Here is a 15,837-nt window from a genome sequence, read left to right on the forward strand (position 1 = left end):
CGCACGCGACCGAGCGTGATCCAGTCGGCCTTTGGACTGGCCTTGGACCGGCTTTGGACAAGTCCGGACACCACGGACCGCCTCGCGACGCTACACTTGCCCGCCGTGGGGCGTAGCGCCGCGTTTTTCGATCTGGACAAGACGGTGATCGCCAAGTCGAGTGCCTTGGCCTTCGGTCGACCGTTCTATCGCGACGGGCTGATCAGCCGCCGCGATGTCATCAAAGGTGCCTACGCACAACTGATTTTCCGCGTCGGCGGCGGCTCCGACGAACAGACCATGGCTCGCACCAGGGACTATCTTGCGGCGCTGGTCAAAGGCTGGCGCGCCGAGCAGGTCCGGCAGATCGTGCGGGAAACACTCGACGAGTTGATCAATCCGTATATCTATGCCGAGGCCGCACTGTTGATCGAGGAACACCGCGCCGCGGGCCGCGACGTGGTGCTCGTCTCCACCTCCGGCGACGAGATGGTCCGGCCGATCGGCGAGCAGCTCGGCATCACCGACATCATCGCCACGCGCATGAACGTCGGCGAGGACGGTTGCTACACGGGAGAGATCGACTTCTACGCGGCGGGCCCGAACAAGGTCGTCGCGGTCAAGGAGCTCGCCACCGAGCGCGACTACGACCTGACGTCCTGCTACGCCTACTCCGACTCGGTCACCGACGCCGGGCTGCTGAGCCTGGTCGGGCACCCCACCGCGGTCAACCCCGACCGGGGGCTGCGCCGGATCGCGGTCGAACGCGGCTGGCCGATGCTCGACTTCCGCCACCCGATCCCGCTGAGCCGGCGCCTGCGCGAACGCCCCGCCGTGCCGGTGGCGGCGGCCGCGATCGGGCTGGGCGCGGTCGTGGCGATCGGGCTCGCGCTCTACAGCAAACACCGCAAGGCCCGAGCGGCCCAGCTGGCCGCAGCGCCCGCCTCCTGAGCAGCGCGGTCATGGCGATCAGGCTCGCCGCGACACCCGCCTCCTGAGCCCCACCAGTCACATTCTGGCGCTCGGGGGTTCCGATCGGACCTCACGCGGCGTAGAAAAGGAAGTGCGAGGTCAAGGCCTCGTGCACGGCCGCCGGGCACCCACGAGCGATCAGCCGCGGTAGGCGCGTTGCAGCGGAACCGCAAGGACCGCTGACAACGGACTCAGGTGCTCGCATGGTAACCCGGATCGGACGTGTGTGGCGGCGCCTCCCAACCGAGGCGCCGTCCACTGTGTCCGGGGAAAACGGGGCACAAAAGATCGCAGACGCGATCTAGGCTGTCGCAGCCATACCCCCATCCATCCCCGGAGGCAACACCCATGAACGCTGCTCTAGGTGAGATCAGCGCGGGCCAGGAGCTGGCCTACATCGGCCTGCTCTGCGTCAGCGGCCTCATCTGCATCGCCATCGGCGCGATCGGCTTCGGCCTCAACTCGGTCGGCCAGCGCGTGCTCAACGTCGTGATCGGCGTGGCCTTCATCGGCTACGGGCTGTACCTGCTGATCGGCGACCCCGAGTCGGTCTACATCATCTGGTACGTGTTCATCGTGCCGATCGTGCTGATCATCAACGTGGTCAAGGCGGCTCGGGCCCGCAGCAGCAACTGAGTGCCGGAAGGCCGCGGGGACCCCCTACCCTGCGGCCTTCTCGCACACGTCGAGCAACTCCTCCGCGGCGCGCTCGGTCGCCGCGGAGAAATGACGCAGCCATGATCGAATGCCATCAGGTGTACCGGTGGCAAACGCGTTGGCCGACCCGACGTACTCGGGTTCGCGGCTGCGGTGCCCCACATCCATCGCGAGCAGTCCCCGCGGGTCCAGCCCGCCCGCCACGAGGGTCAGCCGGGCCGCGGCTCGGGCGACGACCCCGTTGGGCCCGGCGAAGGCCTTGAGCGCCAGCAATTCCCCGTGTACCACCGCCGCCTGCAACAACACCGGCGCGTTCGTGCCCCCGGTGACCAGCGCGGCCAGCGCGTCCAGGCGCGGCACGACACCCGGGTCGGCCGGCCGGCCCAGCTCGCCGGCGGCCACCACGTCCCGCGCGACCAGCGTGTGCAGCTTGGCCAGCACCTGCCGTGGCGCCTTCGTCCACGTCCCCGACAGCCCGTCCAGCGCGGCCGTGGCCCGCAGCGCACCCTGCACGACGGGGTCGGTGACCACGCCCGCCCGCACGCCCTCCAGATCGAAGCCGTGGGTGTCGAGCGCGGCGCTGGCGACCGAGGTGCGCAGCGCGATCTCGGCTGCTACCGGCCCACCCGAGCGGCGCAGCGCCCGGTGGCGCATGGCGGCGTCGACCGCCGCGCGGGCCTGATCGAGCGCGGGGCGGACGTCGGCGAGATCCAGCAGCGGGGCGAGGGGGTCGGACGGCACCCGTTGACGGTACAGTCCCGCTACTGTGAACAAAGTTTAGAGAAGAGGCGCCTTCTTTTCTGTCACACCCCCCAACTAGCCTCAGTGCGAGAGCTGGACCACATCGAGGAGCCATCTGCGATGAGCGAGACCTTGGAAAACCTTCTCAACGAGACACGGCAGTTCCCGCCGCCTGCCGAGTTCGCCGCCGCCGCCAACCTCACCGAAGGCGCCTACGCCGAGGCCCGGGCGGACCGCCTCGCGTTCTGGGAGCAGCAGGCACACCGGCTGAGCTGGGCCAAGGAGTGGGACCAGGTGCTGGACTGGTCCAACCCGCCGTTCGCGAAGTGGTTCGTGGGCGGGCAGCTCAACGTGGCCTACAACTGCCTCGATCGCCACATCGAGGCCGGCCGCGGCGACAAGGTCGCCATCCACTTCGAGGGCGAGCCGGGCGACACCCGCACGATCACCTACGCCGACCTGCACCGCTCGGTCTGCCAGGCCGCCAACGCGCTCACCGACCTCGGCGTCGTGGCCGGCGACCGGGTCGCGATCTACCTGCCGATGATCCCCGAGGCCGCGGTCGCGATGCTCGCCTGCGCCCGCATCGGCGCCACACACTCGGTCGTCTTCGGCGGCTTCTCGGCCGACTCGCTCAGCGGCCGCATCAACGACGCCAGCGCCAAGCTGGTCATCACCGCCGACGGCGGCTTCCGCCGCGGCAAGCCCAGCGGTCTCAAGAGCATCGTCGACGAGGCCGTCGTCAACACCCCGAGCATCGAGAAGGTCCTCGTGGTCCGGCGCACCGGCCAGGACGTCGAGTGGAACGCCGAGCGCGACCTGTGGTGGCACGAGACGGTGGAGACCGCCGCCCCCGAGCACGCCGCGCAGCCGTTCGACGCCGAGCACCCGCTCTTCATCCTCTACACCTCGGGCACCACGGCCAAGCCCAAGGGCATCCTGCACACGTCGGGCGGCTACCTCACCCAGGCCAGCTTCACCCATCACGCCGTGTTCGACCTCAAGCCCGACAGCGATGTCTACTGGTGCACCGCCGACATCGGCTGGGTCACCGGGCACAGCTACATCGTCTACGGGCCGCTGTCCAACGGCGCCACCCAGGTCATGTACGAGGGAACGCCCGACACCCCGCACCGCGGCCGGTTCTGGGAGATCGTGCAGAAATACGGCGTGACGATCCTCTACACCGCGCCGACCGCGATCCGCACCTTCATGAAGTGGGGCGACGACATCCCCAAGCAGTTCGACCTGTCGTCGCTGCGCCTGCTGGGCTCGGTCGGTGAGCCGATCAACCCCGAGGCCTGGATGTGGTATCGCGAGAACATCGGCGGTGACCGCTGTCCGATCGTGGACACGTGGTGGCAGACCGAGACCGGCGCCATCATGATCTCCCCGCTGCCCGGCGTGACGGCGGCCAAGCCCGGCTCGGCCATGCGGCCCCTGCCCGGCATCTCCGCCGACGTGGTCGACGACCAGGCCAACTCGGTGCCCAACGGCGGCGGCGGTTACCTCGTGCTCCGCGAGCCGTGGCCCTCGATGCTCCGCACGATCTGGGGCGACGACGAGCGGTTCAAGGAGACCTACTGGTCGCGCTTCGACGGCATGTACTTCGCCGGCGACGGCGCCAAGAAGGACAACGACGGCGACCTGTGGCTGCTCGGCCGGGTCGACGACGTCATGCTCGTCTCGGGCCACAACATCTCCACCACCGAGGTCGAGTCGGCGCTGGTCAGCCACCCGAAGGTGGCCGAGGCGGCGGTCGTGGGCGCGACCGACCCGACCACGGGCCAGGCGATCGTCGCGTTCACCATCCCGCGCGGCGGCGTCGAAACCGAGGGCGAGGCGGGCGAGGCCCTGATCCAGGAGCTGCGCAACCACGTCGCGAAGACCCTCGGCCCGATCGCGAAGCCCCGCCAGATCATGCTCGTCGCGGAGCTGCCGAAGACCCGCTCGGGCAAGATCATGCGCCGCCTGCTGCGCGACGTCGCCGAGAACCGCAGCCTGGGCGACGTGACCACGCTGCAGGACTCGACCGTCATGGACCTCATCGCGTCGGGCATGCAGTCCGGCAAGGCCGAGGACTGACGCTCACTCGCTGACACGGCCGCCGGATTCGGGACGCACAACGCCCCGAGTCCGGCGGCCGACGCGTCGACACCCAGGCCCATGGCGTCACGCCCGACCTGCTCACGTTCCCACCAAAAGAAGTCGCCGCCCCACCAGAAGAACCGAGCACGAGCCAATCGACGCCGACGCCGCACCCGAGCCCTGCCCGAGACGGCAGCCGGCGAACCATGGCCCCGCCCCACGCCAAGGTCGCCGCCTCCGACGCACACCACGGCCGTCGCGCACCGTGGCGGCGCCGCTAGGGTGGTCTGTCATGGCACGCAAACGTGGCAAGCACGGGCAGTACCGGCCCGGCGATGAGTATTTCCTGCCGCTGACCGACGCCGAGCGGCGCGCGCACGCCGATGCTCTCACTGCGGTGCATGCCGGGCACCGCTGCGCCGAACACGCCGAGAGCCTCTGCCATGCCGGCGAGTACTACGCCATGCTCGGCGAGCACGACCGGGCCGAAGAGGTGTTCCGCGAGGCGCTCGGCATCGAGGACGCCGAGCCCGGCAGCACCCAGGCCATGTACGCCTCGTTCCTGCTCGACCGGAACCGCGACGACGAGGCCCTCGCGCTGATCGCCACGGTCCGGCGCCTGCATCCGGAGAACCTCGACGTGTACGTCATGATCGGCGAGGCCCTCGAGACCAACGGCTACCCGCAGCAGGCCGCCCGCTGGTTCACCGCCGGCCTCGTCAGCCGGCTGGGGCACCTCGCCGACCTGCAGGGCAGCGATCTGCACACCGACTTCGACGTCTTGATGCTCGCCAATGGGCGGTTCCGGGTGCGCCAGACGCTGGGCCTGCCGCCCGACCACATCGACTCCCTGGTCCTGGAGGAGCGGCAGGCCGCGGAGGTTCTCGCCGAATCGGGCTGAAAGCCGGGACGCACGGAAAGCACGGAAAGAGGGGCGGCCCCCGGGACCGGGGCCGCCCCTGGAACGCGTAGGTGGAGCTACGCGTAGATCTTCACTGGAGTGTAGGTCTGGCGCGGGAAGATCTGGCCGACCTCCGCATCCGTCAGCCCGAAGCGGCCCTGCGCGACGGAGCCGAACACCGAGAACATGTTGTTCATCTCCGGCACGTCGCCGTTGACCAGGGTGTCGAGGCCGTTCCAGGTGCCCAGCAGCTTGCCCGCCAGCTTCTTGCCGGACAGCACGATCACGCCGCCGCCGTGGCCGTGGTCGCTGCCGCCGCCGTTCTCGGCTACGCGCCGGCCGAACTCGCTCGAGACCATCACGGTGACGTTGGCGGAGAGGTCGGCGCCGAGGTCGTCGAAGAACGCGGCCATGCCCGACGCGAGCTCGCCGAAGTGCTGGGCGAGGTAGCCGCCCCGGGTGCCCTGGTTCTCGTGGGTGTCCCAGCCGCCCATGCCGATCGTGGCGATGCGGACGTTGGCGCCGCCCTTGATCAGCTGGGCGAGCTCCTTGAAGGCGTTGCCGACGCCGGTGTACTTCGCGTTGTTCGCCGGCGTGTAGCCCTCCTGCGCCAGCTTGCTCGCGAGCGTGAGCGCGTCGATGCCGGCCTTGACCGGGGTCGCGATCGGGTGGTCGACGCCGGTGAAGAGCGTCTTGATCGCGTCGACGGTCGGCTGGCGGAACTTGCCGTCGCCGTTGACGTTCAGCGACGCCACGCTGTTGAGGGCCAGGGCGCCGCCGCCGCCGACTAGGGAGCGGGGCAGCGTCGAGCCGATGCCGACCGCGCGGAATGCCGTGCCGGGGCCGAGCTTGTCGGCCAGGTTCGTCAGCCAGCCCATGCCGCCCGTCTCGGCCGGGAGCCCGCCGAGCTGGCAGGTGTCCGTGGCGGCGAAGTGGCTGCGGTCGAGCCGACGGTCGCTGACGCCGGGGATGAACGCGAGCTGGCCGGCGTCGAGGTACTTCTTCAGCGGCGCGAACGACTCGTTGAGCCCGAACCCGCGGTCGAGCGCGATCGAGGTGTTCTCCGGCAGCGTGAAGCTCGGCCGGACCCGGTTCAGGGTCGCGTCGTTCATCGGCGCGAAGAGCGAGAGGGCGTCGGCCCCGCCGTAGAGGAACACGTGGATGAGCGTGCCCGTCGGGGTGGCCGCGAACGAGGCCTGCGTGGTGATGAACTGGCTCGTCGCGAGGGCCGTGGTGGTGGCCGCGGCGCCGACGAAGAACTTGCGGCGGGTGACGCCCCGGCCGTCCTCCTGCTCGTCCTCCTGCCGGGACAGCTCGAGGTACCGGTCGCGAACGCTCTTCTGCTCTTCCTTCACCACCTCGGCCTCGGCCCGCAGGGCGGCCTCGAAGCGGTTGGGACCGAGCCGCAGCAGGTCCGGGACCTCCGGGTGGAGCAACTTCTTCCGCACTGGCTTCTCCATGGTGTGCCGCCTACCGGAGGTGGTGGTGGGGAGTGGCGAAGATCGCGCGCATGACCGACGCGATGCCGCCGTTGAACGTGGCGTCCACCGGGGTGGAGGCGGTCATCGTCGGGCTCACGATGTGCAGGATCGCGGTCTTGCGGTCGTTGTCGAGCGTCACGTTGATGAGCTTCTTGGTGAGCGCGTCGAGGTATGCGCCCGCGGTGCCCGGCGGGTTGGCGATGAGCGCCTCGGGCTTGGTCCACGTGAACTGGCGCCGGCCGCCGGTGATCGCGGTGTACGCGTCGTTCCACTGGTTGACCATGGTGCCGGCCGAGGTCCAGGCGACGTACACGTCGGCGTACCCGTTCGGCGTGGGCAGCTCCATCGGCGCGTGGCCGAACTCCTCGAGCTTGCGCATGATGTCGCCGAGGCCCTGGACCATCGGGCTCACGTTCGTGTTGTTCGACGTGAAGTTGGCCGGGGCGTCCGCGCCGATGTCGAGCGCGCGGTAGGTGGCGGTCAGGTATTCGCCCGGCCGGCGCACCTTCTGCCCGACGGACTCCCAGAACTCCGTGCGCGACAGCATCGTCATCAGTACCGCCGACATGTTGCTCTTCTTGTCGAGGTACGTCTTGGCCATCGCGTCGACGAGGGTCTTCGGCGGGACGTCGGACACGAATCGCGTCGCGAGGTTCTGCGCCATGTACTGCGCCGTGTTCGGGTGCAGCGCGATGTACCGGAAGTACGCCTCCTGCACCGCCTCGCCCGCCTTGGCGTCGCCGTTCGGGTGCGTGAAGCCCATGATCTTCACGGGACCGACGTAGTGCTGCTCCGGCCGGTACACGTACTGGTTGTCCCGGATGCTGCGCCCGGTCTGCAGCATGGCGGCCTGGCGCACGTCGGTCTCGTTGTACCCGTTGAAGGCCCCGACGGTGTAGAGCTCGAGGTTCTCGCGGGCGAGGTTCTCGTTGACCTGGTCCTTCGTCGAGTCCTGCTGGTCGAGGTAGCGCAGCAGCGCCGGGTGCTTGTTCGCGGCCACGAACATGTCGACGTAGTTGCCGAGCGCGTACTTGCGGATCACGTCGCGGTCGAAGGACGCACGGGTCAGCTCGTTGCCGTCGTGGAAGGCCGCGACGTGCAGGAAGTCCTGGAAGAAGTCGACCATCATCTCGAAGAGCTGGCGGTCGCTGAAGATCTGCTTGGCGATCGCGTACCGGACGTTCTGGTCATCCGCGTGGATGCCCTTCTTGTCCAGGTCGTCGCGCTGGGCCTTGAGCTGGTCGTACGACATCGCATAGGTCACGAGCTCGGCGTCGGCCTTCTGCTCGCCCCGGGTCAGCGGGATCGTCTCGGGCTTGAGCTGCTTGTCGATCCAGCCGTTGATGCCCAGCTTGTTGATGTCGCTGATGACCTTGGTGGTCGGCCCGAACGTGAGCCGGCTGGCCAGGTGGCGAACCGGGTCCTTCTTCGGCAGCACGGTGTTCGCCTTGACCATGGCGGCCTTGGAGGCGTCGTTCGGGGTGCCGAAGGAGGCGCCGGACGTGGGCGTGTTCTTGCGGATGCCCAGGCCCGCCTCGCCGTTCATGAGGCTCTGGTTCTGGTCGACGTACGCCGGGATGGTGTTGTCCACCGGGGCGTCGGCCGCGGCCGGGTCGGTGCCCGGGTGCGCGCCCTTGCCGAAGAACTGCGTCACGGCGTACGCGCCGCCGCCGATCAGCGCGGCCGCGCCGCCGCCGATCGCGATCATCGCGGTGCGCCGGCGCCAGCTCGACCGCTCGTCGTCGTAGTCCGCCTCGTCGTCGATGTCCGGCAGGCTTTCGCGGCCGCGGGGCATCGCGTTCGGGTCGTAGAAGTGCGGCCCGGAGCCGCCGCGGTCGGCGGGCATCGAACCGTTCCCGCGCGGCCCGGCGGAGCGGGGGTCGCCGTAGCCCGGCCGGCCGTAGCGACCGGTCTGGTCCTCGTAGCCGGACTCGTAGTACGAGTCGTCGGCGTACGGGTCGTAACGCTCGTTCATCTACCGGTCCCGATCAGACGAATGGGGGCGCGCATTTGTCGATCGGAAGGTAGTGGCTGCTCAGATGCCGTACAACCCGAGCTTGAAGCGTGCTGACCAGGACTTAAGACAACCGCGGTGACCCAAGGTCACCGGCGCTGTGACAGTAGCCTTGAATGCGCTCCTGAGCTGCTGAAACACTTGTAACAACGGGGCGGTTAAGGAACGGTTTACACAGGTACATTTAAGGTGTCGTTGCAATTCGTGAGGTGTCCGATTCAGGCTGATTCGTCCATGCGAATGTGTCGGTACTCCACCCCGGCGCACGTGGGCCCGTGGGCGATCGACATACGCCGTTCGTCGAGGTCGAGGACGAGCGCGAACAGCGATTCGGTCCGGTCCGCCTCGGCGGCGCCCGGCTCGTCGTGGCGGCAGATGGACTGCGGGAACCCGCCGTGGTCGCGCAGCACCGCCTTGATCCGGTCCTCGTCGATGAGCCCGTCCCCGAGCAGGCGGCGCGCCCGGGCCGAGCGGAAGAACGAGGAGCTGCCGATGCACTTGAGCGTGTCGACGGCGCGAAGCGCGCTCTCGAAGTGGTTCGCGTGCGTGATCACGCCGTCGGACGGGTGCAGGAATCCCACGTCACCGGGGGCGACCTCGACGTCGATCGCCTCGCCCGGCGTGCCGTCGGCGAAGGCCTGGCCCATGAGCAGGTTGATGCTCGCGCCGCGCGGGACGGCGCACACGGCCCTGAGCGCGGCACCCAGGTGCGGAGCATCGAGGGCGGCGCGGAGCAGGACGTGGTAGGGCACACCGCCGTCGCGCCGGTCGTGCTCGGTGCCGAGCATGTTGACGCAGACGCCGAGCCCGGCGTCGTTGAGCCCGGCCTTGGCGAGCATGCCGGCCTCGGTGAGCGCGAGCACACGGCGGCCGAGCTCATCGGTCGTGTCGAGCAGCAGCGCATAGGGGCGCTGGTCGGGATGCCAGTCCCAGTTCTGCGCGAGCAGCGTGTGCCCGCCGGCGGTGCGCTGATCGAGCACGGCGATCGCGGTGCACTCGCTCGGCTCGGCACCGGGGTTGGCGCTGTACAGCAGCTCCGTGCGGCCGTTGAGGGCGTAGATCTCGTCGACATCCACCCGGGCGCCCTCGGCCACGCCGTCGAGCATTTCGGCCACTCGCGGTGCGTGACGGTGGGCCGCGTCACGAAACAGCGCTCCGTAACCGCGGGCCTGCTCGACGTCGATGCCGACCGCGGCGAAACGGGTCAGGTAGTTCGCGGTGTTCGCGGCAATTGCGTGAGCTGCGACCGAACCGTACGTGATGCCGCACTTACGGGGAGTGCCGGTGGCGGAAATCAACGGCAACGGCGGGTACATGGGCTGAACGCTAGCCGGTCGCCTGGCGTGATTTCGACCGGCTTGGCCCTACGCTGAGCGGCATGAACCCCGCGATAGACGACACGTGCGTCATGATCGACGGGCCGTGGTCGCACCGTTTCGTGAGCGCCAACGGCAACCGATTCCACGTGGTGGAGGCCGGCACCGGACCGCTGGTGCTGTTCCTGCACGGGTTCCCGGAGTTCTGGTACGCCTGGCACAACCAGCTCCCGGCCCTCGCCGACGCCGGCTTCCGCGCGGTCGCCGTCGACCTGCGCGGCTACGGGGCGAGCGACAAGCCGCCGCGCGGTTACGACGGGTACACGATGGCCGGCGACGTCGCCGGGCTCATCCGCGCCCTGGGCGAGCGCAGCGCGATCCTGGTCGGCTCGGGGTACGGCGGGATGATCGGCTGGGCCACCGCCGCGTTCCACCCGAAGATGGTCCGCCGCCTGGTCGTCCTGGGCGCCGCCCACCCGCTGCGGCTACGCGCCGGGCTCGCGACCGACCCGCGGGGCCAGCTGGCCGCGGCCAAGCCGGTGCTGCGCTTCCAGGTGCCCCGCTTCGAGCACGTCCTGACGCGCCACGACGCCGCGCTGGTCGGTGACTACCTGCGCCGGTGGGGTTCCCCGGAATGGACTTCCCGGGAGTCGTACCGCGAGTACGAGGCCTGCTGCCGCTCCGCGATGCAGATTCCGCAGGCGGCCTTCTGCGCCCTGGAGACCTATCGCTGGGCGGTTCGCTCGGCGCTGCGGCTGCAGGGGTACCGCTTCGTGAAGCTCCTGCAGCAGCCGATCACGGCCCCGACGCTCCAACTGCACGGCGCACTGGACCCGGCGGTGCTGCCCCGCACGGCCCAGGGATCCGGCCGATACGTGCTGGCCGAGTACGAGTGGCGGCTCCTGCCGAACGCGGCGCACTTCCCGCACCTCGAGCAGCCCGACCTCGTGACGGGCGAGATCATCCGCTGGGCCAAGGCCGGCTGAGCGCGGGTTCTTTCGCTCTTGCCCCGCGGACCTGGCTAGGGCGATCCCTCCGGCCGAAGGCCCTCGGATCGCCCTATTGTCTGGCGGGAGCAACGGTCCGCAGGTGACGCGGCCCGAGCCATGGTCATACGCGGTATTCGCGCAGGTCACTGACCTCGGCGCGCGGGGCCCAGCCCTGGTAGACGCCGTAGTCGAACTCCTCGAGGCCGAGCTCGGCGGCGACCGGGGCGCGGCCGCCGGTGTATTCGACGCGGAACCAGCCGTCGTGCTCGCCCAGGACGATGAACGGCTGGTCGCGCCAGAAGCAGGTCGTTCGGACGTAGACGAGTTCGTCGACGTCGCCGCGCGCGACGATGCGGCGGTAGCGGCCCGGGCGGACCTCCTCGAAGCCGTCGCTCGAGTCGGGGCGGTAGAGCCGGACGTCGTCGCCGTCGGGGCTGGCCTCGTACTCGGCGCCGAGCCACCGCGCCGCGTAGCCGTCTCGGATCACGGGGTCGCCCTCCGCCAGGCCGGCCCGTCGGCGTCGAGGCGGGCGATGAGGTCCTGACGGCCGTCGCGGCGCAGGCGCCACAGCTCGGCGTTGTGCGGCAGGCGCGCGCTGTCGACCTTGAACTCGGCGATGACGTCGCTCGTCTCGCTCGGGGCGAAGCCGTTGCCGCGGAACGGCGGGCGCTCGATGACCCAGCCCTCCATCGCGCGCATGGCCTCGGGCGACGACCCGCCGTAAGGGATCCGGTACAGGTCGCCGCGGTAGGCGATCCAGCGCAGGACGTAGGCCTCGTCGGCGTCGGGCTTGAACGACGACCCGGCGTAACCGAGGCCCAGCGCGTTGTAGAGCTGCTCGGGCGTCTCGAGGTGGCCGACCTCGCCGGCGCGGTGCACGAAGCCCGAGACGCGGTCGTAGTTGCGCTCGAGGTAGTACGAGAGCTGCTCGGGCGAGATCGGCTTCTGCATGACCTGCTCGAGGCCCGAGCCGGGCGGCTCGTACGCGGGGCGCTGAGCCGGCTGCGGCTCCGGCTTGGGCGCCGCGGCAACGGGCTGCTCGTCCGGGTCGTCGACGCCGAGCCCCATCTCGGTCGCCCAGCTCGCGAGCTGGATGACCTCGGTGCCGGGCAGGACGGCGCCGGAGGGCGACTCCGGGTTGATCGCGAACGCCAGCTGGTCGCCGGGCGGCCACTGCCGGATCAGGCGCGTGAACTTGATCCAGCTGCCGCGCGCGTCCTCGCCGAGCCGCTCGGACATGCGCTCCTGCGACGTGAACACGACGAGGTGCGGCAGGCCGTTCATGTGCTCGGTGCGCCACCTCGCCGGCTCCACGGGCCCGTCGCCGGTCCAGAACGGGATCAGCACCTTGGCCAGCAGCAGCGTGGACAGGAACCGGTCGGTGCTGTTGGCCTGGACGGCCTCGAACAGGTCCTTCTCGACCGTGTTCGCCGGGCGGAAGTCGGCCGCGGGCACCTTCGGCCGCTCCGGCTCCGGCTCCGGCACGGGCGCGGGGGCCGGCGGCGGGGTCACGACCTCGGCGTCGACGATCTCGTCGTGCAGCCGCACCGGGGCGTCGTCGACGATCTCGGGCTCGACCACGGACTCCGGCGGCTGCGGGGTTTCGTCCTGGTACGCCCACGAGAACCCGGCGTCCTGACCCGCCTCGGCGTCGGCCTGGTACCCCTGCCCCGTGGTCGGAAGCGCGTCATCCATCACGGGCCGGAACCCGCTGGCGGACGCGGCCTCGCTCGGCGGCGCGGTGCTCTGGTCGTCGAGCTTCGGGAGGTCCTGGACCACGGACTGCTGGAAGTCGGGGCGCTCGGCCTCGCCGTCCTCGAAGAACGAGCGGAGTGCGAGTGACGGCTCGGCCGCCACGGGCGCGGACTCGGCGTCGCGGGCGGGGCCGGGCAGGAAGAACGAGCCGGTGTTCTCGCCCGTGGGCGCGTCCGCCGACGGGCGCGTGTCCGTCCACGTCGACTCCGGGCGCTCGTTCCAGGCCGGAGCGGGCTCGGGATCGGTCACGGGCGGGTGCTCGGCGAGCGACTGCATGCCCGAGGCGAACGACGGCTGAGCCGGCTCGTTCTCGGGCTCGGAGCGGAGGTCGGCGAGCGCGGCGTACGGGTCGCGGACCGGCGGGTCGTCCGTCCGGGACTCGCCGAATGCGTTGAACGGCCGCGGCTCCGCCTCGTCCTCGAAGAACGGGCGCTGCTCGTCCTCGCGGGCCGGCGGGTCCCCGAAGAAGCCCTGCGGCGGCTCCGCGGCCGGCGGCTGCACCTCGGGCCGCCCGCTGAAGAACGCCCCCGGGGCCTCGTCGACGACAGGCTCGGCCGGCGACTGGGTGCCCCAGGCGGAGAACGGCTGCTCGGCGGGCTGACTGTTCGCCCACGCGCTGTCCGCCCAGGAGGTCTGGCTACTTTCGGGGCGCGCCGGCTCGGCGGGCGGCTGTTGCGGGCGCGAAGGCGGATCGAAGCTGTCCGCCCAGGAGGTCTGGCCACTCTCGGGGCGCGCCGGCTCGGCGAGCGGCTGCTGCGGGCGCGGAGGCGGATCGAACAGGCCCCGGCCGCCCGCGTCGGGCCCGTCGGCGAAGAACGGGTGCTCGTCGAGGCCGGCCGCGCGGCCGAAGCCGGCGCTGTGCGCTCCTGCGGACGTGTCGCCGAAGGACTTGGACGGGGTCTCGTCGGCCTCGGGGCTCTCGACGTCGAGGCGGCTGAAGCCGGGGCGGTCGAACACCGGGCGATCGAACGGCAGCGGCGCGGACGGGTCCGGCTCGGGCGCGGGTGCCGGCGATACCGGCGTCGGGGTGGTGGGTGCGGCGGCAGATGCGGCCTGCGACCACGACTGGCCGCCGTTCGGGGGCTCGGCGGGCTGGAAGGCCTCGCCGCCGCTGCGGGCGGCGAGTCCGGGCCGGCCGGGGCGAACGTCGGCGGAGCCGGTCCACCCGGACCGGATCGGCTGCGTCGCCTCGCTGGGCGCGACGGGCTCGGCGGGCGGGTAGGGCGCCGGCTCGGCGGGCGCGTACGGCGCAGGCTCGGCGGGGACCGGCCGGGACGACAGCGGGTCGCCGGAGCGATAGGCGCCGGAGCGGTACGAACCGGAGTCCGCGGCACCCGGCCGCGGCGGCAGGACCTCGCCCGAAATCGGCCGGGTCGGCAGGGGCTCGCCCTGGACCGGCCGGGACGGCAGCGGCTCCCCCGAGCGCGGGCCGGTGCCCGAACCCGGTCGCTGCGGCAGCGTCCCACCGGGGCGGAACGTCGGCTGCGAGTCGGCCTCCGGCCGCGAGGTCTGCGGCTGCCGCGTCGGCAACGGCGGCCCCGACGTCAGCGGAAGGTCGGGCGGCGGCTGCCACGCGGCCGGAATGACCGCCTCCGCGTGCTCGGTGTAGATCTCGCCGAGGCTGCGCGCGGGCTCGCGGCGCGGCCAGTACCGACGCGGATCCCCGCCCTCGTCGCCGCCCCCGGCGGGCCTGGAGGGCAGACCGGAGTCGCCGGCCGGGCGCTGGGGCAGGCCGGAGTCTCCCGCGGGTCGCTGGGGCAGCCCGGAGTCCCCGGCCGGTCGCTGCGGCAGGCCGGAGTCGTTGGCGGGTCGCTGGGGCAGGCCGGGATCGGCCGCCGGCCGCATGGGCGGGCCGGGGTCGCTGAGCGCGCGGGAGGGGCGGCCGGTCGGACGCCCGGGCAGGCCGGACGGCGGGCGCTCGGCGGGCGGACCCGATGCGGGACGCTCGACGCCCGAGAACAGCTCGCGCTCCCCCGGCACGTCCAGCGGCTTGCGGTCGGAGTCGTCGAAGAGCGCGCGCGGGGCCGCACCCGGGAACGACGCTCGGCCGCGGACCGACCCGGCACCCGAGGTGGGCGCGGGCGAGGTCGGGCCGTTGTCGACGGGCGGCGGAGGCGCGGGACGAGCGGGCGCGGCCGGCGGGGGCGTGAAGGGCCGGCCCGCGGAGCGCTCGAAGTTGATCGGGCGATCCGCCCGAGTGGGCAGGAAGGCCCCCGGAGGCGCCACATCCGGCATTGGTACCTCACGCCGAGGCGGCGCGGGCGGGACCGGGGGCGCCGGGGGCTGCTCCGCCTTCATGCGCTGCCGCTCGATCGGCGTCGGCGCGGGCTGGGTGGGCACCGGGCGGACGGGCACCTGCGCGGTCGCGCGGGTGCGCTGCGACGCCTGCTCCATGCGCGCCCGCGCCCCGAGGGTGCGCCCGGGCAGCCGGACATCGCCGCGGCTGATCTGGGTCACGAACCACGACGGCAGGTAGCCCTCGATGGGCAGCCCCGGATTGACCGCGAGCCACCACTCGACGTTGGGCCAGATCCCCGCGAGATCGCGGAACGGCACCCGCCGGTGCGTGCCGGGGTGCCCCGCGAGGCACTCCTGCAGCGCGGACGGGGAACTGAAGGCGAGCACGTGCGTGCGGCCCTCGGTGGTCCAGGTGCCCCACCCGCCGTCGCTGCCGGACGAGCTGTCGGGCGCGATCGGCAGCAGGACGTCGGTGCGCGCCAGGATGCGGAAATACTGCTCCTGGTCGTTTGCGCGCAGCGCGTCACGCATGGCGACCTCGGCCTCGGTGGCCGGCTCCCACTCGCTCAACGGCCACCCCCTCTTCGGGCTCGGAAACCGCCGCGTCGCGAAACCTAACCTATATGGCCACGGCAATTCGAGGGGTACGACGCGAGCAAGCGCTTCGGCCAGCATAGCGATCGAAGGCCGGGGGCTCACAGGGCTG

The 15,837-nt window shown here is 71.3% G+C and carries 11 protein-coding genes; 5 read left to right on the forward strand and 6 right to left on the reverse strand.

Translation table 11 applies throughout. The features are described 5' to 3' along the window. Window positions 1–96: 96 nt before the first annotated feature. Both ABT369_RS04115 and ABT369_RS04120 read left to right on the forward strand, forming a co-directional pair. Window positions 97–930, forward strand: coding sequence for an HAD family hydrolase (locus ABT369_RS04115; RefSeq protein ID WP_350610329.1), 834 nt, complete (start codon window positions 97–99; stop codon window positions 928–930). Window positions 931–1,299: 369 nt separating this feature from the next. Continuing rightward, window positions 1,300–1,587, forward strand: coding sequence for a hypothetical protein (locus tag ABT369_RS04120; RefSeq protein WP_350610204.1), 288 nt, complete (start codon window positions 1,300–1,302; stop codon window positions 1,585–1,587). Window positions 1,588–1,611: 24 nt separating this feature from the next. Here the strand turns inward: ABT369_RS04120 and ABT369_RS04125 are convergent, their stop codons facing one another. Beyond that, window positions 1,612–2,349 carry a Fic family protein gene (locus tag ABT369_RS04125; protein WP_350610205.1) on the reverse strand — a complete coding sequence of 246 codons (738 nt, stop codon included), beginning with the start codon at window positions 2,347–2,349 and terminating at the stop codon, window positions 1,612–1,614. Between the two features lie 120 nt (window positions 2,350–2,469). Here ABT369_RS04125 and acs point away from each other — a divergent pair, with 120 nt between their 5' ends. Then, on the forward strand, window positions 2,470–4,434 hold the full coding sequence (gene acs, locus ABT369_RS04130) for an acetate--CoA ligase (protein WP_350610206.1): 1,965 nt from the start codon (window positions 2,470–2,472) through the stop codon (window positions 4,432–4,434). A gap of 295 nt (window positions 4,435–4,729) precedes the next feature. After that, entirely contained in the window at window positions 4,730–5,338 is a 609-nt protein-coding gene (locus ABT369_RS04135; RefSeq protein WP_350610207.1) for a tetratricopeptide repeat protein, read from the forward strand. 77 nt (window positions 5,339–5,415) lie between these two features. Here the strand turns inward: ABT369_RS04135 and ABT369_RS04140 are convergent, their stop codons facing one another. From ABT369_RS04140 to ABT369_RS04150, 3 genes are all read right to left on the reverse strand, one after another. Continuing rightward, window positions 5,416–6,786 carry a DUF1501 domain-containing protein gene (locus ABT369_RS04140; RefSeq protein ID WP_350610208.1) on the reverse strand — a complete coding sequence of 457 codons (1,371 nt, stop codon included), beginning with the start codon at window positions 6,784–6,786 and terminating at the stop codon, window positions 5,416–5,418. Between the two features lie 22 nt (window positions 6,787–6,808). After that, window positions 6,809–8,794 (reverse strand): DUF1800 domain-containing protein, encoded by a 1,986-nt coding sequence (locus ABT369_RS04145; RefSeq protein WP_350610209.1) that lies wholly within the window; start codon window positions 8,792–8,794, stop codon window positions 6,809–6,811. 257 nt (window positions 8,795–9,051) lie between these two features. Next, window positions 9,052–10,149 carry a C45 family autoproteolytic acyltransferase/hydrolase gene (locus ABT369_RS04150; RefSeq protein ID WP_350610210.1) on the reverse strand — a complete coding sequence of 366 codons (1,098 nt, stop codon included), beginning with the start codon at window positions 10,147–10,149 and terminating at the stop codon, window positions 9,052–9,054. 62 nt (window positions 10,150–10,211) lie between these two features. Here ABT369_RS04150 and ABT369_RS04155 point away from each other — a divergent pair, with 62 nt between their 5' ends. Beyond that, on the forward strand, window positions 10,212–11,135 hold the full coding sequence (locus ABT369_RS04155) for an alpha/beta fold hydrolase (RefSeq protein WP_350610211.1): 924 nt from the start codon (window positions 10,212–10,214) through the stop codon (window positions 11,133–11,135). Window positions 11,136–11,259: 124 nt separating this feature from the next. On the opposite strand, the gene ABT369_RS04160 is transcribed toward ABT369_RS04155, so the two are convergent. Both ABT369_RS04160 and ABT369_RS57910 read right to left on the reverse strand, forming a co-directional pair. Beyond that, window positions 11,260–11,625, reverse strand: a complete 366-nt coding sequence (locus ABT369_RS04160; RefSeq protein WP_350610212.1) for a UCP033725 family protein — start codon at window positions 11,623–11,625, stop codon at window positions 11,260–11,262. Then, entirely contained in the window at window positions 11,622–15,701 is a 4,080-nt protein-coding gene (locus ABT369_RS57910; RefSeq protein ID WP_502891693.1) for an SseB family protein, read from the reverse strand. The genes ABT369_RS04160 and ABT369_RS57910 overlap by 4 nt, the downstream gene beginning before the upstream one ends. Between the last annotated feature and the right edge of the window lie 136 nt (window positions 15,702–15,837).

Source organism: Dactylosporangium sp. NPDC000244 (assembly GCF_040300725.1).
In the GTDB taxonomy this organism is placed as follows: Bacteria; Actinomycetota; Actinomycetes; order Mycobacteriales; family Micromonosporaceae; genus Dactylosporangium.

What these genes read in the sequence shown, in the direction of transcription:
- ABT369_RS04120 (WP_350610204.1), top strand. Translation starts at nt 1,300, where the DNA reads ATGAACGCTGCTCTAGGTGAGATCAGCGCGGGCCAGGAGCTGGCCTAC.
- acs (WP_350610206.1), top strand. Translation starts at nt 2,470, where the DNA reads ATGAGCGAGACCTTGGAAAACCTTCTCAACGAGACACGGCAGTTCCCG.
- ABT369_RS04135 (WP_350610207.1), top strand. Translation starts at nt 4,730, where the DNA reads ATGGCACGCAAACGTGGCAAGCACGGGCAGTACCGGCCCGGCGATGAG.
- ABT369_RS04145 (WP_350610209.1), bottom strand. Translation starts at nt 8,794, where the DNA reads ATGAACGAGCGTTACGACCCGTACGCCGACGACTCGTACTACGAGTCC.
- ABT369_RS04150 (WP_350610210.1), bottom strand. Translation starts at nt 10,149, where the DNA reads ATGTACCCGCCGTTGCCGTTGATTTCCGCCACCGGCACTCCCCGTAAG.
- ABT369_RS04155 (WP_350610211.1), top strand. Translation starts at nt 10,212, where the DNA reads ATGAACCCCGCGATAGACGACACGTGCGTCATGATCGACGGGCCGTGG.